The sequence below is a fragment of the Bacillus cereus group sp. Bc031 genome (assembly GCF_027716265.1).
Lineage (GTDB): Bacteria > Bacillota > Bacilli > Bacillales > Bacillaceae_G > Bacillus_A > Bacillus_A paranthracis.
In genome coordinates this window covers 1-18173 of record NZ_JAQFUL010000093.1, presented here as the reverse complement: position 1 = coordinate 18173, position 18173 = coordinate 1, and the positions used below count along the sequence as shown (strand labels likewise).

Below are 18173 nucleotides of genomic sequence, written 5' to 3'. Positions count from 1 at the left end.
CTAGCTAGCTTTTTAGAAAGAATAACGTTTTTTGTCACTTGGGGGTAGTGAAAATTCTTAAGTTGATGGGCATGGGGGTGTACCAGTAAATCCAAAATATTGAGCTTGTTGAAAGTGCTTTGATATTTCTTTATGCATATCTCCGAATTGACTACGATGACACTCATCAATAATAAAAATAACGCGCTCATTTCTATACTGTGCCATAACCTCCTCATACTTTTTATTCTTCACAGCATTGGCCATCTTTTGAATTGTTGTCAAGATGAGTGGTTTCGTCATATCCGCAATTTGTTGTACAAGGTTATCTGTTTTATCTGTTTCATCAACAGAATCAGGCTCAAACTTATTAAATTCCTCAGAGGTTTGACTATCTAGATCTTTACGATCAACAAGGAAGAAAACTTTTTTTATACTTGGCTCATTCGATAATAGTTGACTCGCTTTAAAAGAAGTTAACGTTTTCCCACTCCCAGTGGTATGCCATATATAACCGTTATTCTTAGTCTCTAATGCGCGTTTTAATAAGGATTCTACCGCGAAAACTTGATAAGGCCTCATAACCATTAATTTCTTTTCGGTATCATTTAAAATCATATAACGAGCAATCATTTTAGCCATATGACACTTTTCTAAAAAGCTTTCTGTAAACTCATTTAATGTTGTGATTCGATTATTTTCTGCATCAGACCAGTAAAAAGTATATCCAAATAACATATCACCATCAGAATTGGCAAAATACTTCGTATCTACACCGTTACTAACAACAAATAATTGTAAAAAACGGTATAATCCACGGAATGAATGCTTCCGGTACCTTTGAATCTGATTAAATGCTTCTTTGAAATCTAAACCTCTTCGTTTTAATTCAACCTGTATAACAGGCAATCCATTAATTAAAATTGTGACATCATAACGATTCTTGTACTTCCCTTCTACCGTTGTCTGATGGGTGACTTGGAAAAAATTTTTACACCATTCACGCTTGTTAAAAAGCTCTAAATAAATTTCTGTTCCATCATCACGTTGAAAAACTTGCTTGTCACGTAATATTTTGGCGGTTTCAAAAATACTTTTCCCATCAATTTGTGTCAAAAAACGACTAAACTCCGAATCAGTTAGAGGATGTCCATCTAACTTTTTTTTATTAAAGTTATTTAACTGATTTCTAAAATTATGTATTAGTGCATCATAATTGTTGATTGTTATCGGCTTATATCCTTGATGAACCAATTGTTCAATCATATTTTTTTCGAGTTGTGCTTCTGATTGATACGTCACTTATTTATCCCCTTTTCTAAATTTATACATTACTACTATTTTACCATAATAGTAGATTTTTCTATTTTATTTTCACTTAAAAATCATTAGCACTTTCAATACTCGATTTAAATATAATTATTCCTCATAAAGTAATTCTTTAGTTAGCGTAGCCTTCCCCACTGATTACTACGCAAATAAATCACTCTTGTATGCCCTAATTTTCATTTTTTATCTAATCATCTTGTCAATAACTAATCATAATATATTCCTTATTAAAGGAAGCATAACTTTGCCGCAAATAAAAAGAACCATAACCTTGCCAAAATGGCAAAGTTATGGTTCAAATCCCAACAAAATAAAAAACCACCAAATATGTATTGGTGGAGACGGTGGGAGTCGAACCCACGTCCAAAAATATCGGCACTTAAGCTTCTACGAGTGTAGTCGATATATTAGCATTTCGCGAACTCTTCAGCCTATCGACAGGCTTCCAAGTTGCTAGTCTGGTTGTTCTCTTCCTTTGTCCTCAGACGGCGAACTCCGGCGTAGTCCACTTAGTTTGAGTCCCTTACCCTACCACATGGACGATGGAGGGAGGAACCTTTAGTGCAATTAAGCAGCTAAAGAAAGATTGTTTTGTTTGCCAATTATAGGCTTTGACGTTTTAACGAGGCCGATCCCCTCGACTCGCAACCTAAGCTCGAACTATCCCTGTCGAATCCGTAACGTCCCCATGATAAAAATGGAGCATACGAAGAAAATTTCGTGATAGCTACTAAGAGCTGTTTTTCAATGTGCAACAACCTTACATAAGTTATTATAACATACGCGCGCCGTTTTACAAATGTAAATATCTGTATTACATCTTTTGACGATCACGGAACGCGCGTGCAATTTCACGTTTTGCTTCTTTCTCTTTTAAATCGTGACGCTTATCATATTGTTTCTTACCTTTTGCTAAACCAAGTGCCATTTTCGCAAATCCATTTTTCAAATAGATTCTAAGTGGAACTAGTGCGTAACCCGTTTCTTTTGCAGCTCCTGCTAATTTATCAATTTCTTTTTTATGCAGAAGTAACTTTCTCGTACGAAGCGGATCGTGGTTGAAACGATTTCCTTGTTCGTACGTACTAATATGCATATTATGAACCCATACTTCACCATTATGTACACGTGCAAACGCATCTTTCAAGTTCACTCGTCCAGCGCGAATTGACTTAATTTCCGTTCCTTGAAGGACAAGCCCTGCTTCGTATGTTTCTTCGATGAAATAATCATGAAAAGCTTTTTTATTTTGTGCAATAACCTTACCTGAACCTTTTGGCATATAACGTCCCTCCTCTATTTTTACTATTGTAACAAATGTAAACAAAAAGCGAAAGTGGCTCGCTGAGAATCTTTGGACATTGGAACTCCCGACAGAGAAGCGCTTTTTGCTTCGTCCGAGGGAGTGAAATGGCCAACAGATTCTAGCCACTGTAGCTGGATTATACAAAAAGCGGAAGTGGCTCGTTCAGAATGTGAGGTGGATGGAGCTTCTGACCTTGAGGCGTTCTTTGCCTCTAGAGAAGAAGCGAAGCCGCCGAACATTCTAGCCACTGTAGCTGGATTCCATAAAAAGCGAAAGTGGCTCGTTCTCCAGCCACTAAGAAAAAAGAAAAAGCCCCGCTTTTTATCAAAGCGAAGCCATCCTTTTCTTACTTACGCTTTTTCTTCTTCTTCTTGAATCCTGGTACGTTTTCGAAGAATGCTTTTTTCTTCTTGCCGTTACCATCTTTTTTCCCTGGTTGGCTAGCGGACGCGGATGCAGATCCTCTTCCTTTACCTTTGCCACCACGGTCAAATTTTCTACCTGTGCCACGTTCTCCGCCGCGCTCATTACTGCGTTCGCTACGTCCGCCGCGTTTCTTTCTGCCTGTTCTTGGCTGTTCAATCACGACTGGACGATCTTTGAACTTACGACGAGGCGTACCTTTCATGCCAACGATTTCAAAGTCGATTGCTCGCTCGTCTTTGTTTACGTTAATAACGCGAATTGTAATTTCGTCACCGATGCGGAATACGTTACCTGTACGTTCTCCAATCATTGCGAAGTGCTGCTCATCATAACGATAGTAATCATCCGTTAAGTAGCTAACGTGTACAAGACCTTCAATTGTATTTGGAAGCTCTACGAATAAACCGAAGTTTGTTACAGAGCTAATCATACCGTCATACTCTTCGCCGATCTTATCAAGCATATATTCTGCTTTTTTCAGCTCGTCTGTTTCACGTTCTGCTTCAACTGCACGACGCTCCATATTAGAAGAGTGCTCTGCAATCTCAGGTAATTTTTCACGCCATTTTGCTTGTGTTTCATTGTCGACTTTACCGTTAATGATGTATTCACGAATTAATCGATGAACAATCGTATCTGGGTAACGACGAATTGGTGATGTGAAATGTGTGTAGAACTCAGTTGATAAACCAAAGTGACCTAAACTTTCTGCATCGTAACGCGCTTGCTTCATAGAACGAAGCATAACTGTTGAAATGACTACTTCTTCAGGCTGCCCTTGAACCATTTCAAGAATTTGTTGCAGCGCACGAGGATGTACTTCATTTGCACGTCCTTTTACTGCATATCCAAAGTTCGTTACAAACTCAAAGAAACGCTCTAGCTTATCTTCTTTCGGATCTTCATGGACACGGTACATGAATGGTACGTTCATCCAGTGGAAATGCTCTGCTACTGTTTCGTTTGCAACAAGCATAAATTCTTCAATTAACTTCTCTGATACAGAACGATCACGCATAACAACGTCTGTCGGTTTTCCTTCTTCATCTACTAATACTTTCGCTTCTTTAAAGTCAAAGTCGATTGCCCCGCGGCGCATACGTTTTTCACGTAAAATTTGTGCCAATTGGCCCATCTCTTTAAACATCGGTACGAGCGGCTCATAGCGTTTAATTAATTCTTCGTCCTCATCTTCTAAAATGCTTCTTACGTCAGCATACGTCATACGCTCTGTCGTTTTAATTACACTTTGGAAAATCTCGTGTTTAACAACGTCACCTAAATTATTGATTTCCATTTCACAAGATAACGTCAGACGGTCTACTTTCGGATTTAATGAACAAATACCGTTAGATAGACGATGCGGAATCATCGGGATTACACGGTCAACAAGATACACACTCGTCGCTCTTTCTGCTGCTTCTACATCAATTGGAGAACCTTCTTGAACATAATGGCTTACATCCGCAATGTGAACGCCAAGCTTATAGTTACCGTTCTCAAGCTTCGTTACTGTAACAGCGTCATCTAAATCTTTCGCGTCTGCACCGTCAATCGTTACGATCATTTGGTCACGCAGGTCACGGCGATCTTTTAAATCTTCCTCTGAAATCGTTTCTGGTACACTGTTTGCGTGTTCCATCACTTCTTCAGGGAACGCTAAAGGTAAATGATGTTTATGAATAACAGATAAAATATCTACTCCTGGGTCATTTTTATGACCTAGAATTTGAACAACTTCACCTTCTGCACTTAAACGATTCTCTGGATAGCTCGTAATTTTCACAACTACTTTATGACCTTCTACAGCACCCATTGATGCGCTTTTCAATACGAAAATGTCACTTGTCCAGCGTTTATTATCAGGTATAACAAATCCAAAGTTTTTCGATTCTGTATATGTACCAACTAATTCTTTCGTTCCGCGTTCTAAAATGCGTACAATGGAACCTTCTTGACGCGAACCACTCGATTGGGAACTAAGGCGTGCTAATACTGTATCGCCGTGAAGTGCACCGTTTAATTCTGTAGGCGGGATGAAAAGATCATCGTCTCCTGTTTTCTTCTCGTCTGGTACAACAAATGCAAAACCACGCGCATGTCCAATTAACTTACCACGTATTAAATTCATCTTTTCAGGAAGACCGTAACGGTTGCTACGAGTACGAATAACAAGTCCCTTTTCTTCCATCGTTACAAGTGCTTTTACGAAATCTTTAAAGCCCTCAGAACCTTCAATCCCAAATGCCTCTTCTAACTCTTGTATCGTTAGCGGTTTATACGCTTCTTCTCTCATAAATAATAACAACTTATCAATATGTTCTTGTATGATTTCTTCCAAGCAAAAATACCTCCTTTAAAACCTTATATTATTTAGTGTATCCGAAAGATAGAGGATGTATAAAGCGAAACTTCAATACTCCCCTTATGATTTTTACAGTTTTCACAAAAAATTCCTTATGAAAAAAAGAGGCAACTAGATCTTACCAATCTAGTTGCTCCAAGAAGTTATATACATCCTCATGTAGCTCGTCACGCTGTTTATCAAGTGTAATGACATGCGTAGAGTCTTCATACCATTTAATGTCTTTTAACGTTGATTCTACACCGTTATAAATAATGTTCGCACTATCTGTATTAATCATTTCATCATGACGCGCTTGTACAACAAATGTTGGGGCATAAATCATGTCCACATTGTTACGTACGTCAGCAATTAATTGTTGTAATGCTTTTAATGTATTCATCGGTGTCTTTTGGAATTCCAACATTTCTTGTTCGATTTGCTCTGGTGATTTTTGCTCACGCTTTTTATATTCGCGGGCATATGCCAATATACCTTGGTACATCGTTTCTTCACTCTTAATATACATCGGTGCACACATTGGCACTACACCTAAAACCGGTACTGTATAACCTAATTTTAGAGAAAATACGCCGCCAAGTGACAATCCAACGACAGCAATTTTCTCAAAACCTTTATCTTTTAAAAGCTGATATGCCTCCGTTACATCTTGCCACCAATCTTCAGGACCTGTATGAACAAGCTCTTCTGGTGGTACACCGTGCCCTTTATAAATTGGGGCATGACAAGTGTAGCCTTTCTTTTCTAAGAAACGCCCTAACATACGTACATCAGCTGAGTTTCCTGTGAATCCATGTAGTAATAAAACAGCGCGGTCTCCACCCTCAAATGTAAATGGTTTCGGAGATGCTAATTTCATCATGTACTTCTCCTCTTTCTCTTCTGTAATCTAGTCGTATTCTTTCTATATCTAGTGTACCATATTTATATTTCTATAATCTAATTAGAAACATCTTTCAAATGGCAAAACAAAAAAAGAAGAACCATTAGTACATCCTACTAACGCTTCTTCTTTCAATTCTATAAGTTTAAGTACGTAACACCAATTGTTAATGCGAAGAACAATACAGCTAAAACAATTGTAATACGGTTTAATACCGCTTCAATTCCACGTGCTTTTTGCTTACCAAATAATTGCTCTGCACCGCCTGAAATTGCACCTGAAAGGCCTGAGCTATTACTAGACTGCATAAGTACCATAACAATCATTAAAATCGATACAATAATAAGTAAAACGGATAATAACGTATGCACTTGGCGTACCTCCTACAAAGATTCAGTTATTGTAACTGTAGCATAAATTCTATAGAAAAGCGAGAGCTATAGGGGCGCTCTCGCTTTTCTTCCCTTACATAAACATCATTGCAAATAACGGTCCGAGCAAACATGTTAAAATGGCTGTTAATGTCATTGTTACCGATCCAATAACACCTTCATGTTCATTATTTTTCATCGCTCTCATCACGCCCATAATATGAGAAGCACATCCAAATCCGATACCTTTACCAACTGAGTTTGTAACGCGGCTCCATTTTAATAAAAGCGGGCCGGTAATCGTTCCAGTAATACCTGCAATAACAACGAAAGCTGCTGTTAATGACGGTACACCACCAACTTGCTCTGAAACACTCATCGCAACTGGCATTGTCACTGATTTTGGTAAAGAAGATAAAATTAAGCTTTTATCTGTTCCCATAAGTGACGCAATAGCAAAATCACTTGCAATGGCAACTGTTGTACCTACTAGTACACCACCGGCAATCGGTACAACATATTTTTGAAGAACGTGGCGTTGTTTATAAAGAGGAATTGCAAATGCTACAACACCGGGTCCAAGTAGCTTTGCAATCCAGCCACCACCACTTTCCATATAATGTTGATACGGTATATCAAGCACGATAAATAGGAAAGCCATTAATCCTGTTGCTACAAGCATTGGAATGGTGAATGGTGTTGGAAATAATTTATAGATTTTTTTAGATAATTGATATAATAGCACCGTAAAAAGAACCCAACCGATCCCGATTAATATTTGACTCATCGCGACTCTCTTTCCTTTCTATTCGCAAGATATTGTCCTGTATGTCCTGCGACAATAATGATTAAAAATGTACTCGCTACAACTGTAATGAAAAGAGAAATTCCTTTACTCATAAAAAAAGCACCGTAATTCATTAGGCCAAGCGTTGGCGGAATTAATAAAAACGGCATAATAGCAACGAGTGTCTCTGCTCCTAAATCGAACCATTTCACTGGAAGAACTTTTAGGCTAAGTAAAACAAGTAAGAGGAACATTCCAATCAAACTTCCTGGGATCGGAATATTTAACATTTCTTGTACCCAAGTTCCAACCATATAAAAAACGTAAAGAGCAGCAATTTGGACAAGAATCTTTGTAAATTTCATGTTCATCATCCCTCTTGTTTATACGATCTTCTGTTAATATCTTTATCATAGTATAAATTGTAAAAAGCTGCAATTTATCAACTTGACAGCAAAAAACGCCTATGTTATACGCTTACAACCTTGATATGACTACATTTCTAAACAAAAATTAAGTCAAAAACCTTGACCTAATATAAGAAGTTTTTATTTTCTGAATTTTAAAGGTTGTTATTTCAATAAAATAATCTTTTTATCCTTAAGCTTACATATATATAAACAAGATAGGTGGTGAACATATGCCCAAAAAAGTTCTTATTTTTTGTGATCCTGGCATTGATGATACGATGGCTCTCCTCTTAGCGTTCTTTATCGATGAAATAGAAATCATCGGCATTGTTGCTGATTACGGCAATGTTCCAAAAGAGATGGCCGTACAAAATGCTCATTTTCTTAAGAATGAAACAAGGAATAGAAATATTAAGATATTCGGTGGTTCAGAACGCCCTCTTACTGGTGCCCCGCCTGCTTTTTTTACAGAAGTACACGGGAAACAAGGGCTTGGGCCAATTATTCCAAATGGGAATGTGACTAACGGAGAAATGGAGAATTTCTTTGAAGTGATTCCTCTTATTGAACAGTATAAAGATGAATTAATTATTGTAAGTTTAGGAAGACTTACCTCTCTAGCAATTTTATTTATCATGTGCAAACAGTTAATGAAACAAATTAAATCTTACTACGTAATGGGCGGTGCCTTTTTACATCCTGGTAATGTCACCCCTATTTCTGAAGCAAACTTTTATGGTGACCCTACTGCCGCTAATATAGTCCTTCAATCCTCACCTAACATGTACATCTATCCATTAAACGTCACCCAATATTCCATCATTACACCAGAAATGGCTGAATATATTGAAGCAAAAGGAAAAGCCCCACTCGTCAAACCGTTATTCGATCATTATTACTACGGCTATTATAAAAATGCTCTACCACATTTAAAAGGTAGCCCCTTCCATGACACAATGCCAATACTCGCTTTACTTGATAACTCTATGTTTACGTATCACAAATCCCCTATCGTTGTCATGACAGAATCCTCTGCACAAGGAGCAAGCATAGGGGAATTTCGTTCTTTAGTGAACCAAAAGCCATTTATTGATTGGCCGGGTCATCAAATTGCAATTGATTTTGATTATAACAGTTTCTTTAAACATTTCATGTCACTTATGACGGGGGAACAATTTTAGCATAAAAAAACAGACCGTGATTTCTCACGGTCTGTCGTTATTTTCTACAATTATCGTTTGATGTTGTAGAAAGATTTGATACCATCGTAAACAGCGATTTCGCCTAGTTCGTCTTCGATGCGTAATAATTGGTTGTACTTAGCAATACGGTCAGTACGGCTCATAGAACCAGTTTTGATTTGGCCAGCGTTAGTTGCAACTGCGATGTCAGCGATTGTAGCATCTTCAGTTTCACCAGAACGGTGAGATACAACTGCTGTGTAACCAGCACGTTTAGCCATTTCGATAGCTTCGAAAGTCTCAGTTAAAGTACCGATTTGGTTAACTTTAATTAAGATTGAGTTAGAGATACCTTTTTCGATACCTTCAGCAAGTTTTTGAGTGTTAGTTACGAATAAATCGTCACCAACTAATTGTACTTTGCTTCCAAGACGCTCAGTTAATAATTTGTGACCATCCCAGTCGTTTTCGTCTAAACCATCTTCGATAGAGATGATTGGGAAGTCTTTGCAAAGCTCTTCGTAGAAATCAACCATTTCTGCAGAAGTTAAGCCAGTACGGCCTTCGCCTGCAAGGTCATATTTACCAGTTTCTTTGTTGTAGAACTCAGAAGAAGCAACGTCCATTCCTAAGAATACGTTCTCGCCAGCTTTGTAACCAGCTTTTTCGATAGCTTCGATGATTACTTCTAATGCTTCACGGTTAGAACCAAGGTTTGGAGCGAATCCACCTTCGTCACCTACTGCAGTGTTAAGACCTTTGTCATGTAATACAGCTTTAAGTGCATGGAATACTTCAGCACCCATACGGATTGATTCTTTGAATGTTGGAGCACCAACTGGTAAGATCATGAACTCTTGGAAGTCTACGTTGTTATCAGCGTGAGAACCACCGTTGATGATGTTCATCATTGGAGTTGGTAATTGTTTTGCATTGAATCCACCAAGGTAACGGTATAATGGAAGACCTACGAAGTCAGCTGCTGCGTGAGCTACTGCCATAGATACACCAAGGATAGCGTTAGCGCCTAGTTTACCTTTGTTTGGAGTGCCATCTAATTCGATCATAGCACGGTCGATACCAGCTTGGTCAGTTACGTCGAAACCAACGATTTCTGGAGCGATAATTTCGTTAACGTTGTTTACTGCGTTAACAACACCTTTACCAAGGTAACGAGATTTGTCACCGTCACGTAATTCTACTGCTTCGTGTTCACCAGTAGATGCACCACTTGGTACGATAGCGCGTCCGAAAGCGCCGCTTTCTGTGTAAACTTCTACTTCTACAGTTGGGTTACCACGAGAGTCAAGGACTTCGCGAGCATAAACATCAATAATTGTTGACATAATAAATTCTCTCCTTTTTATATAAGCAAATTATTTAATAATTGTTTTACCTGTCATTTCTTTCGGTTGCTCAACACCAAGAAGTGTAAGCATAGTTGGAGCGATATCACCTAAGATACCACCTTCACGTAATTCTACGTCGTTCTTAGTAACAATGAAAGGAACCGGGTTAGTTGTATGAGCTGTCATTGGCTCTCCGTCAGAAGTTAATTCTTCGTCAGCATTACCATGGTCAGCAGTAATAAGTGCTACACCATCTTTTGCAAGAATCGCTTCTACAACTTTTCCTAAACATTCGTCAGTTGCTTCTACTGCTTTAATTGTTGGTTCCATCATCCCAGAATGGCCAACCATATCACAGTTCGCAAAGTTAAGAATGATAACATCATGTTTATCATTTTCGATTTCATTTACTAAAGCGTCCGTTACTTCGTAAATGCTCATTTCAGGTTTCAAGTCATACGTTGCAACCTTCGGTGAGTTAATTAAGATACGCTCTTCTCCTGGGAATTCAGCCTCACGACCACCGCTAAAGAAGAATGTAACGTGCGGATACTTTTCAGTTTCCGCGATGCGAAGTTGCTTTAATCCCGCTTGCGCAACAACTTCACCTAAAGTGTTATCAAGGTTCATTGGCTTGAATGCCACGTAACCATCTACTGTTTCACTAAAGTGTGTCATACATACGAATTCTGGAATGTGAGGTACTTTTTCACCACGATCGAACTCACGGAAGTCTTCGTTTGTAAATACACGAGCAATTTGAATTGCACGGTCTGGACGGAAGTTATAGAAGATAACTGCATCATCATCATTGATTGTTGCAACTGGCGTGTTATCTTCGTTAACAATTACAGACGGCAATACGAATTCATCGTAGATACCATTTGCATAAGAGTCTTCTACACACTCTTCTGCTGATTTATAAGTAGGTCCTTCACCATTCACCATAGCACGGTAACATTTTTCTACGCGATCCCAACGCTTGTCACGGTCCATGGAGTAATAACGACCAGAGATAGTCGCGAATTGTCCTACTCCTGTTTCTTTAATTACTTCATTTGTTGCATCGATATAGCTTTGTGCTGTTTTTGGTCCAACATCGCGGCCATCTAAGAATGCATGAATGTATACTTTCTCAACGCCTTCTTTAGCTGCTAAGCGAAGAAGAGCAAACATGTGGTTCATGTGACTGTGCACACCACCGTCAGAAAGTAAACCGAATAAATGAAGTGCAGTACCTTTTTCTTTTACGCTTTTAATTGCACTTTGGAACGTTTCGTTCTTATCAAACTCACCTTCACGAATTGCAACGTTTACGCGTGTTAAGCTTTGATATACAATGCGGCCAGCACCGATATTTAAGTGACCAACCTCAGAGTTACCCATTTGACCTTCTGGAAGACCTACTGCCTCGCCACAAGCTGTAAGCGTTGTGTGAGGGAATTTGTTCCAGTAACCATCAAAATTAGGTTTCTTAGCTTGTGCTACAGCATTCCCGTAAGTTTCTTCACGAAGTCCGAAACCGTCAAGAATAATTAGAGCTGTTGGCTTTCTCATTTTACCGCCTCCAGAAGACCTAAGAACGAAGCAGGCTCTAAGCTAGCACCGCCAACTAAAGCGCCGTCGATGTCAGATTGTGCCATGTACTCTTTAATGTTTTCTGGTTTTACGCTACCGCCGTATTGAATACGAACAGCTTCTGCAGCAGCTGGAGAAACAGCTTCTGCAACAACTTTACGGATGTGCGCACATACTTCGTTTGCATCTGCAGAAGAAGAAGATTTACCTGTACCGATAGCCCAGATTGGCTCATAAGCGATAACAGTTGCTTTAACTTGCTCTTCAGTTAAACCTGCAAGTGCTTTTGTCACTTGACCTGCTACTAGATCAAATGTTTTTCCGCTTTCGCGCTCTTCTAAAGTCTCACCACAACATACGATTGGTGTTAAACCATGTTCAAATGCTGCGATAGTCTTTTTGTTTACTGACTCATCTGTTTCAGCAAACATTTCACGACGCTCAGAGTGGCCAAGTACTACATAGCCAACTTTTAAGTCGCTAAGTGCTACTGGGCTAATTTCGCCAGTGAATGCACCATTTTTTTCGAAGTGCATGTTTTGTGCACCTACTTGTAAATCAGTTCCTTCAGTCGCTGCTACAAGGCGCTCTAAGAATAGAGCTGGAGAGCAAACTACTGCATCAACAGCTGAAGCTGCTGGGATTTGACCTTTAACTTCCTCTACGAAGCTAACTGCTTCAGATAGAGTTTTATTCATTTTCCAGTTACCTGCGATAATTGGTTTACGCATGCTTTGCACCGTCCTTTTTCTTTGGCTGCTACTTATTTGTCGTTAAGACAAACTACACCTGGAAGCTCTTTACCTTCCATGAATTCTAATGACGCACCGCCGCCAGTAGAAATGTGGCTCATTTTATCAGCCATACCGAATTTTTCAACAGCTGCTGCAGAGTCACCACCGCCGATAACAGAGTATGTACCTTCTGCATCTGCTAATGCTTGTCCTACTGCTTTTGTACCTTGTGAGAATGGAGTCATTTCGAATACACCCATTGGTCCATTCCATACAACAAGCTTAGAGTTTTTAATTACATCTGCATAAATTTCACGTGTTTTAGGACCGATGTCCACGCCTTCCCAGTTAGAAGGGATAGAGTCGATACCAACGATTTTAGTTGTTGCAGTTTCAGAGAATTCCTCAGTGATTACAACATCAACTGGCATGTAGAAGTTTACGCCTTTTTCTTTTGCAAGTTGCATAAATTCTTTTGCTAGTTCGATCTTGTCGTCTTCACATAGAGATAGACCAATTTCATGACCTAAAGCTTTAACGAATGTGTAAGCAAGTCCGCCACCGATGATTAAGTTATCTACTTTGTCTAATAGATGACGAATTACACCGATTTTATCTTTTACTTTCGCCCCACCGATGATAGCTGTGAATGGACGATCTGGGTTAGAAAGTGCTTTTCCAAGAACATCTAACTCTTTTTCCATTAGTAAACCAGATACTGCTGGTAGGTAGTCCGCGATACCTGCTGTAGAAGCGTGAGCACGGTGAGCTGCACCGAATGCATCGTTTACGAAGATGTCAGCAAGAGCTGCAAATTCTTTCGCAAGTTCTGCATCGTTCTTTTCTTCGCCCGCATAGAAACGTACGTTTTCAAGAACTAATACGTCGCCTTCGTTCATTGCTGCAACCATTTCTTGTGCAACTGGTCCGAATGCTTCGTCTGCTTTTTTAACATCTTTACCAAGAAGCTCGCCTAAACGTGCTGCTACTGGAGTAAGACGTAATTCTTCTACTACTTGACCTTTTGGACGGCCTAAGTGGCTTGCTAAAATAACTTTCGCACCTTGCTCTACTAAATATTGAATTGTAGGAAGAGCTGCACGGATACGAGTTTCATCTGTAATTTTGCCTTCTTTCATAGGTACGTTGAAGTCAACGCGGCAAAATACACGCTTACCTTTTAAATCTACGTCACGAATTGATTTTTTGTTCATTGGATTTCCCTCCGACTACTAGTTAGGATTGACAAAACCCACTCAAAAGCTTAACACATTTGCTTTTAAAACGAAAGAAGAGAGAGAGGGAACAAACCCTCTCCCTCGTTTTGTCATTGATAACTTATATAATTAAGAATTAAAGACCTTTTGAAGTCATGTAAGCTGCTAGGTCTACTACGCGGTTAGAGTAACCAGTTTCGTTATCGTACCAAGAAAGTACTTTAACCATGTTACCTTCCATTACCATTGTAGATAATGCATCGATTGTAGAAGAAGCTGTACATCCGTTATAGTCGATAGATACTAATGGCTCTTCGCTGTATCCAAGGATACCTTTTAATTCGCCTTCAGCTGCTGCTTTGAATGCTGCATTTACTTCTTCAACTGTTACTTCTTTGTCAAGTTCAACAACTAGGTCAACTAGAGAAACGTTAGCAGTTGGAACACGTACAGCGCCACCGTTTAATTTACCTTTAAGTTCTGGTAATACTAATGCTACTGCTTTAGCTGCACCAGTAGATGTTGGGATCATGTTTTCAGCTGCTGCACGAGCACGACGTAAATCTTTGTGTGGTAAGTCTAAGATTTGTTGGTCGTTAGTGTAAGAGTGAATTGTTGTCATCATTCCGCGTTTTACGCCGAATTTTTCGTTTAATACTTTAGCGAATGGAGCTAAGCAGTTTGTAGTACAAGAAGCGTTAGATACTACGTTGTGGCTAGCTGCATCGTATTGTTCGTGGTTAACACCCATAACTACAGTGATATCTTCGTCAGAAGCTGGAGCTGAGATGATAACTTTTTTAACTGATCCACCTAAGTGTTTTTCAGCGTCTGCTTTTTTAGTGAAACGGCCAGTAGATTCTACTACGATTTCTACTCCGTAGTCGCTCCATGGTAATTGTGCTGGGTCACGCTCAGCGATAACTTTAATTTCTTTACCGTTAACAACGATGCTGCTTTCGTTAGCAGATACTTCTGCGTTTAAAGTTCCGTGAACTGTGTCATATTTTAAAAGGTGAGCTAAAGTTTTAGCATCTGTTAAGTCGTTGATTGCTACTACTTCTACCTCTGGGTTGTTAAGTGCTGCGCGGAATACGTTACGTCCGATACGTCCAAATCCATTAATACCAATTTTAGTCATTTGAATTTCCTCCTTGGGGGATTATATTAAAGGGTAATACCCTTTGTTAACTGTTTTGCTACACCTTCATCTGTAATTAGAATTGAAGTGTGCCCTTGTTTAATTACAGCCTGTATTGCCTTTGCCTTTGAAGAACCTCCAGCGACTGCAACAACGTGAGATACATTTTGTAAATCCTCTAGTTGCATACCAACTGTTCTTACTTTATGAACAACATTTCCTTGTTCATTAAAGTAGTAACCGAAAGCTTCGCCAACTGCTTCGCTTGCCTGAATCTTTAACCAATCTGCTTCTGAAGTATTTCTGCGACGTGCCATTGTTAATGCATCACCTATTCCATGAATGACGATATTGGAAGATCGAATCAACTCAAGAACTTCTTTCACGGAAGGCTCTGTCACAATAGACGCATATGCTTCGCTGCTAACATGGTCTGGAACATACAATAAGCGATAATTACTCATCGTATTTTGCGCCATCTTGGCACAAATAGTATTGGCTTCTAACTCGACGCCTTCTCCAATTCCACCACGTGCTGGGACAAATAGCATATGTAAATCTTTGCAATCAAGCTGCATCATGTCCGCAACAGCAGCTAGCGTAGTTCCTCCAGCCACAGCAACGATATTATTCGCTGTCAGACGGTCTTTTATACAAGTCACACAAGCACGGCCCATCTCCAGTTTGACCCAAGGCGATTCATCACTATCACCAGGGACAACGAAAACTTCATCCAAGTCTAATGTTTCCTTAAGTTGCTTTTCTAAAACCTTTAACCCGGAAATTTCTTTCATAAAGTCTTCCAAAGCAAGAACTAAAGCTGTTCCTTCTTCTGTCAAAGTCATTCCAGAAGAAGCGACGTGAACTAAGTTTTGTTCTTTCAAAACTTGAACTTCACTTCGCAATACTCGTTCTGTCATACCGAGACTTGCTGATAAATTTCTTCTTCCAATCGGCTGCATAAGCCTAATGTATTGAAGAATTTGCATTCTCGTTTGCATAACAGGTAGCAGATCAGGTAATAATTTTTTTGTGTTCTGAATCCATGAGCGCATATCTTTTCTCCTCACTACATCGGTTCATTTTCCCTCATGGTCACTTTACGTCCCGTAGTGACATTTTGTGTCCCACATAGGTTAAAAAAATAATCCCTGCTACGTGTATTATTGTAACAGGAGATAGAAACTTATTCAACTCTTAACTGCATTCTTTATATAGTTTATTATGACACCTTTGTGAATGTTACCATATTCTACTTGTTTTCCGTCTATTTCTACAACCGGAATCATTAGATGATATTTTTCTAAAAGGTCATTATCTTCATATATATCTATTTCCTCAATTTGAAAAGAATATTCACATTGTACTTCCTGTAAAACTTGTTTCGCCTTCACGCAAAGGCCACAATCATTTTTTGTATACAGTACAACTTTCATCTTCTTCACCTATCCGATCGTTTTTCGTAATGACGACGCTGGGATGTGCATTTGCTCTCTATACTTCGCCACTGTTCTTCGAGAAATAACGATTTCATGCTCTTCTTCTAACAATTTTGAAATCTTTTGATCTGAAAGTGGCTTTTTCTTATTCTCTGCCTCAACAAGCGTTTGAATAAATTGTTTTACACGCTTTGTAGAGACTGCTTCATCTTCAGTAGTCGAAACGGCATTACTAAAGAACGATTTCATCTCAAATAAACCGTGTGGTGTTTGCACATATTTATTTCGCGTTGCGCGACTAATTGTCGATTCATGCACACTTAACTCTTCAGCTACTTCTTTTAAAGCAAGTGGCTTTAAATACTCCGGACCTTTCCAGAAGAAATCACGTTGTTTTTCCATAATAATGGTCATTACTTGCAAAAGCGTTTGTTTTCTCTGTTTCAAACTACGCATAATCCACTGCACATGCTGATACTTTTCTGAAACGTAAGATGCTACTTCACTTTCACTATTATTAAGAAGCGCACTATATTCAGAATGAATTTCAATTCTCGGCATATTTCTCTCATTCATTTGTAAAACGAGACGATCACCATCTTTTTTCACCGCCATATCAGGCACAATATAAAGTGGTTTATCAGAAGAAAACGCAAGACCTGGTTTCGGCTGTAATGACGTAATACAGTTCACCGCCGATTGCAATTCCTCATTACTACACTTCAACACTTGAACGAGCTTTCGCCAATCTTTCTTCACGAAATAAGCGAAATGGTCTTCTACAACCTCTTCTGCTAATCCATTCCGCCTTTGTAAGCGCTTCAATTGTAAGGTTAGACATTCCTGAATATTACGCGCTCCTACCCCTGCTGGCTCCAGTGATTGGACAAGCTCTACAGAGCGGTCGACTACATGAAGTGGTACGGAAAGAAGATTTGCTAACTCTTCATTCGTTTCTTGTAAATACCCATTTCCATCCATGTTCATAATAATGAAAGAAGCTACTTTTCGCTCTTCTTCCTCTATTTTATAATACTGTATTTGATTTAATAAATGTTGCTGAATCGTTGTAGAATCCACACTGTAGATTTCCATCTGATTCTCGACTTGTTTGCTGGTACTTTTACTTGTGTTAGAGCTCTTTTTCTTCTCCCTCTCAAAACCACCTAACTCAATAAGGGGATTCTCTAACGATTGCTCATACAAAAACTCCGATAATTCTTGTACATTATACTGGAGCATTGTAATCGCTTGCCTTAACTCTTGTGTCATTGCCAAACGTAAGCTTTGTTCTTGTAAAAGACTTGCCTTCAAACTAATCTCCCCCTTGTTTCTATTGTACAATAAGTTTGGTAAAAGGAGAATGCTATCACAGACACCCATTCCAAAATATTATTAATTTATATGTATTAATGAGATTTACAACTTACAACCGAAATTTGAATAATATTGAAAGAAAATAATAACGGAATTAAATTATAACCAAGTACTAATAGTAAATATTATTATCAGATATAACAAGAGGGAAATAAAAAAAGTCCTAACCTACAAAACGTAAGTTAGGACTTTTTGACGCGCCCAGAGGGATTCGAACCCCCGGCAGACGTGGTACCGGAAACCACCGCTCTATCCGACTGAGCTATGGGCGCATGATAATAGAAAACACTTCATTTTCTTC

16 protein-coding genes, 1 tRNA gene, 1 other RNA gene and 1 pseudogene are annotated in these 18173 nt (G+C 39.0%); 2 read left to right on the top strand and 17 right to left on the bottom strand.

Annotation, left to right across the window (positions count from 1 at the left end):
- Window positions 1-75 precede the first annotated feature (75 nt).
- The 3 genes and pseudogenes from PDQ33_RS24550 to smpB all read right to left on the bottom strand — a co-directional run.
- Window positions 76-1281, bottom strand: a pseudogene (locus tag PDQ33_RS24550) (HsdR family type I site-specific deoxyribonuclease); the annotation flags it as partial.
- Window positions 1282-1641: 360 nt separating this feature from the next.
- Window positions 1642-1996, bottom strand: a transfer-messenger RNA (tmRNA) gene (gene ssrA, locus PDQ33_RS24545).
- Between the two features lie 126 nt (window positions 1997-2122).
- A complete protein-coding gene (gene smpB / locus PDQ33_RS24540; protein ID WP_001123902.1) occupies window positions 2123-2590 on the bottom strand; it encodes an SsrA-binding protein in 468 nt (155 codons plus the stop codon).
- Window positions 2591-2662: 72 nt separating this feature from the next.
- On the opposite strand from smpB, the gene PDQ33_RS24535 reads away from it, so the two are divergent.
- Entirely contained in the window at window positions 2663-2989 is a 327-nt protein-coding gene (locus PDQ33_RS24535; protein ID WP_061131797.1) for a hypothetical protein, read from the top strand.
- Here the strand turns inward: PDQ33_RS24535 and rnr are convergent.
- The 5 genes from rnr to PDQ33_RS24510 all read right to left on the bottom strand — a co-directional run bounded on the left by rnr (window position 2961) and on the right by PDQ33_RS24510 (window position 7811).
- On the bottom strand, window positions 2961-5381 hold the full coding sequence (gene rnr / locus PDQ33_RS24530) for a ribonuclease R (protein ID WP_000391094.1): 2421 nt from the start codon (window positions 5379-5381) through the stop codon (window positions 2961-2963). The two genes, PDQ33_RS24535 and rnr, sit on opposite strands and share 29 nt — an antisense overlap.
- Before the next feature lie 142 nt (window positions 5382-5523).
- Window positions 5524-6264: a carboxylesterase gene (estA, locus tag PDQ33_RS24525; RefSeq protein ID WP_000761976.1), complete on the bottom strand. Its 741-nt coding sequence runs from the start codon at window positions 6262-6264 to the stop codon at window positions 5524-5526.
- 161 nt (window positions 6265-6425) lie between these two features.
- A complete protein-coding gene (gene secG / locus PDQ33_RS24520; protein ID WP_000557262.1) occupies window positions 6426-6659 on the bottom strand; it encodes a preprotein translocase subunit SecG in 234 nt (77 codons plus the stop codon).
- A gap of 94 nt (window positions 6660-6753) precedes the next feature.
- A complete protein-coding gene (locus PDQ33_RS24515; RefSeq protein ID WP_000078304.1) occupies window positions 6754-7446 on the bottom strand; it encodes an LrgB family protein in 693 nt (230 codons plus the stop codon).
- On the bottom strand, window positions 7443-7811 hold the full coding sequence (locus PDQ33_RS24510) for a CidA/LrgA family holin-like protein (protein WP_000673222.1): 369 nt from the start codon (window positions 7809-7811) through the stop codon (window positions 7443-7445). Before PDQ33_RS24510 ends, PDQ33_RS24515 begins: the two co-directional genes overlap by 4 nt.
- Window positions 7812-8086: 275 nt before the next feature.
- Between PDQ33_RS24510 and PDQ33_RS24505 the strand changes: the two genes are divergently transcribed.
- The gene (locus PDQ33_RS24505; protein ID WP_001125031.1) at window positions 8087-9037 is read left to right on the top strand and encodes a nucleoside hydrolase; all 951 of its coding nucleotides are present in this window, start codon (window positions 8087-8089) and stop codon (window positions 9035-9037) included.
- A 50-nt stretch (window positions 9038-9087) separates the two neighbouring features.
- Here the strand turns inward: PDQ33_RS24505 and eno are convergent, their stop codons facing one another.
- From eno to PDQ33_RS24460, 9 genes are all read right to left on the bottom strand, one after another.
- Window positions 9088-10383 carry a phosphopyruvate hydratase gene (gene eno, locus PDQ33_RS24500; protein ID WP_000103957.1) on the bottom strand — a complete coding sequence of 432 codons (1296 nt, stop codon included), beginning with the start codon at window positions 10381-10383 and terminating at the stop codon, window positions 9088-9090.
- 30 nt (window positions 10384-10413) lie between these two features.
- Window positions 10414-11943 (bottom strand): 2,3-bisphosphoglycerate-independent phosphoglycerate mutase, encoded by a 1530-nt coding sequence (gpmI, locus tag PDQ33_RS24495; protein WP_001231150.1) that lies wholly within the window; start codon window positions 11941-11943, stop codon window positions 10414-10416.
- Window positions 11940-12695, bottom strand: a complete 756-nt coding sequence (gene tpiA, locus PDQ33_RS24490) for a triose-phosphate isomerase (RefSeq protein WP_001231036.1) — start codon at window positions 12693-12695, stop codon at window positions 11940-11942. The genes gpmI and tpiA overlap by 4 nt, the downstream gene beginning before the upstream one ends.
- Before the next feature lie 32 nt (window positions 12696-12727).
- A complete protein-coding gene (locus PDQ33_RS24485) occupies window positions 12728-13912 on the bottom strand; it encodes a phosphoglycerate kinase (RefSeq protein WP_001036342.1) in 1185 nt (394 codons plus the stop codon).
- Between the two features lie 139 nt (window positions 13913-14051).
- Complete coding sequence (gene gap, locus PDQ33_RS24480; protein ID WP_000161231.1) at window positions 14052-15056, bottom strand: type I glyceraldehyde-3-phosphate dehydrogenase; 1005 nt, start codon at window positions 15054-15056, stop codon at window positions 14052-14054.
- Between the two features lie 26 nt (window positions 15057-15082).
- On the bottom strand, window positions 15083-16111 hold the full coding sequence (gene cggR / locus PDQ33_RS24475; RefSeq protein ID WP_061131798.1) for a gapA transcriptional regulator CggR: 1029 nt from the start codon (window positions 16109-16111) through the stop codon (window positions 15083-15085).
- Window positions 16112-16246: 135 nt separating this feature from the next.
- Entirely contained in the window at window positions 16247-16492 is a 246-nt protein-coding gene (locus PDQ33_RS24470) for a glutaredoxin family protein (protein WP_000869738.1), read from the bottom strand.
- Between the two features lie 9 nt (window positions 16493-16501).
- On the bottom strand, window positions 16502-17809 hold the full coding sequence (gene rpoN, locus PDQ33_RS24465; RefSeq protein WP_000647985.1) for an RNA polymerase factor sigma-54: 1308 nt from the start codon (window positions 17807-17809) through the stop codon (window positions 16502-16504).
- Window positions 17810-18068: 259 nt separating this feature from the next.
- Window positions 18069-18144 (bottom strand) — tRNA-Arg (locus PDQ33_RS24460).
- Between the last annotated feature and the right edge of the window lie 29 nt (window positions 18145-18173).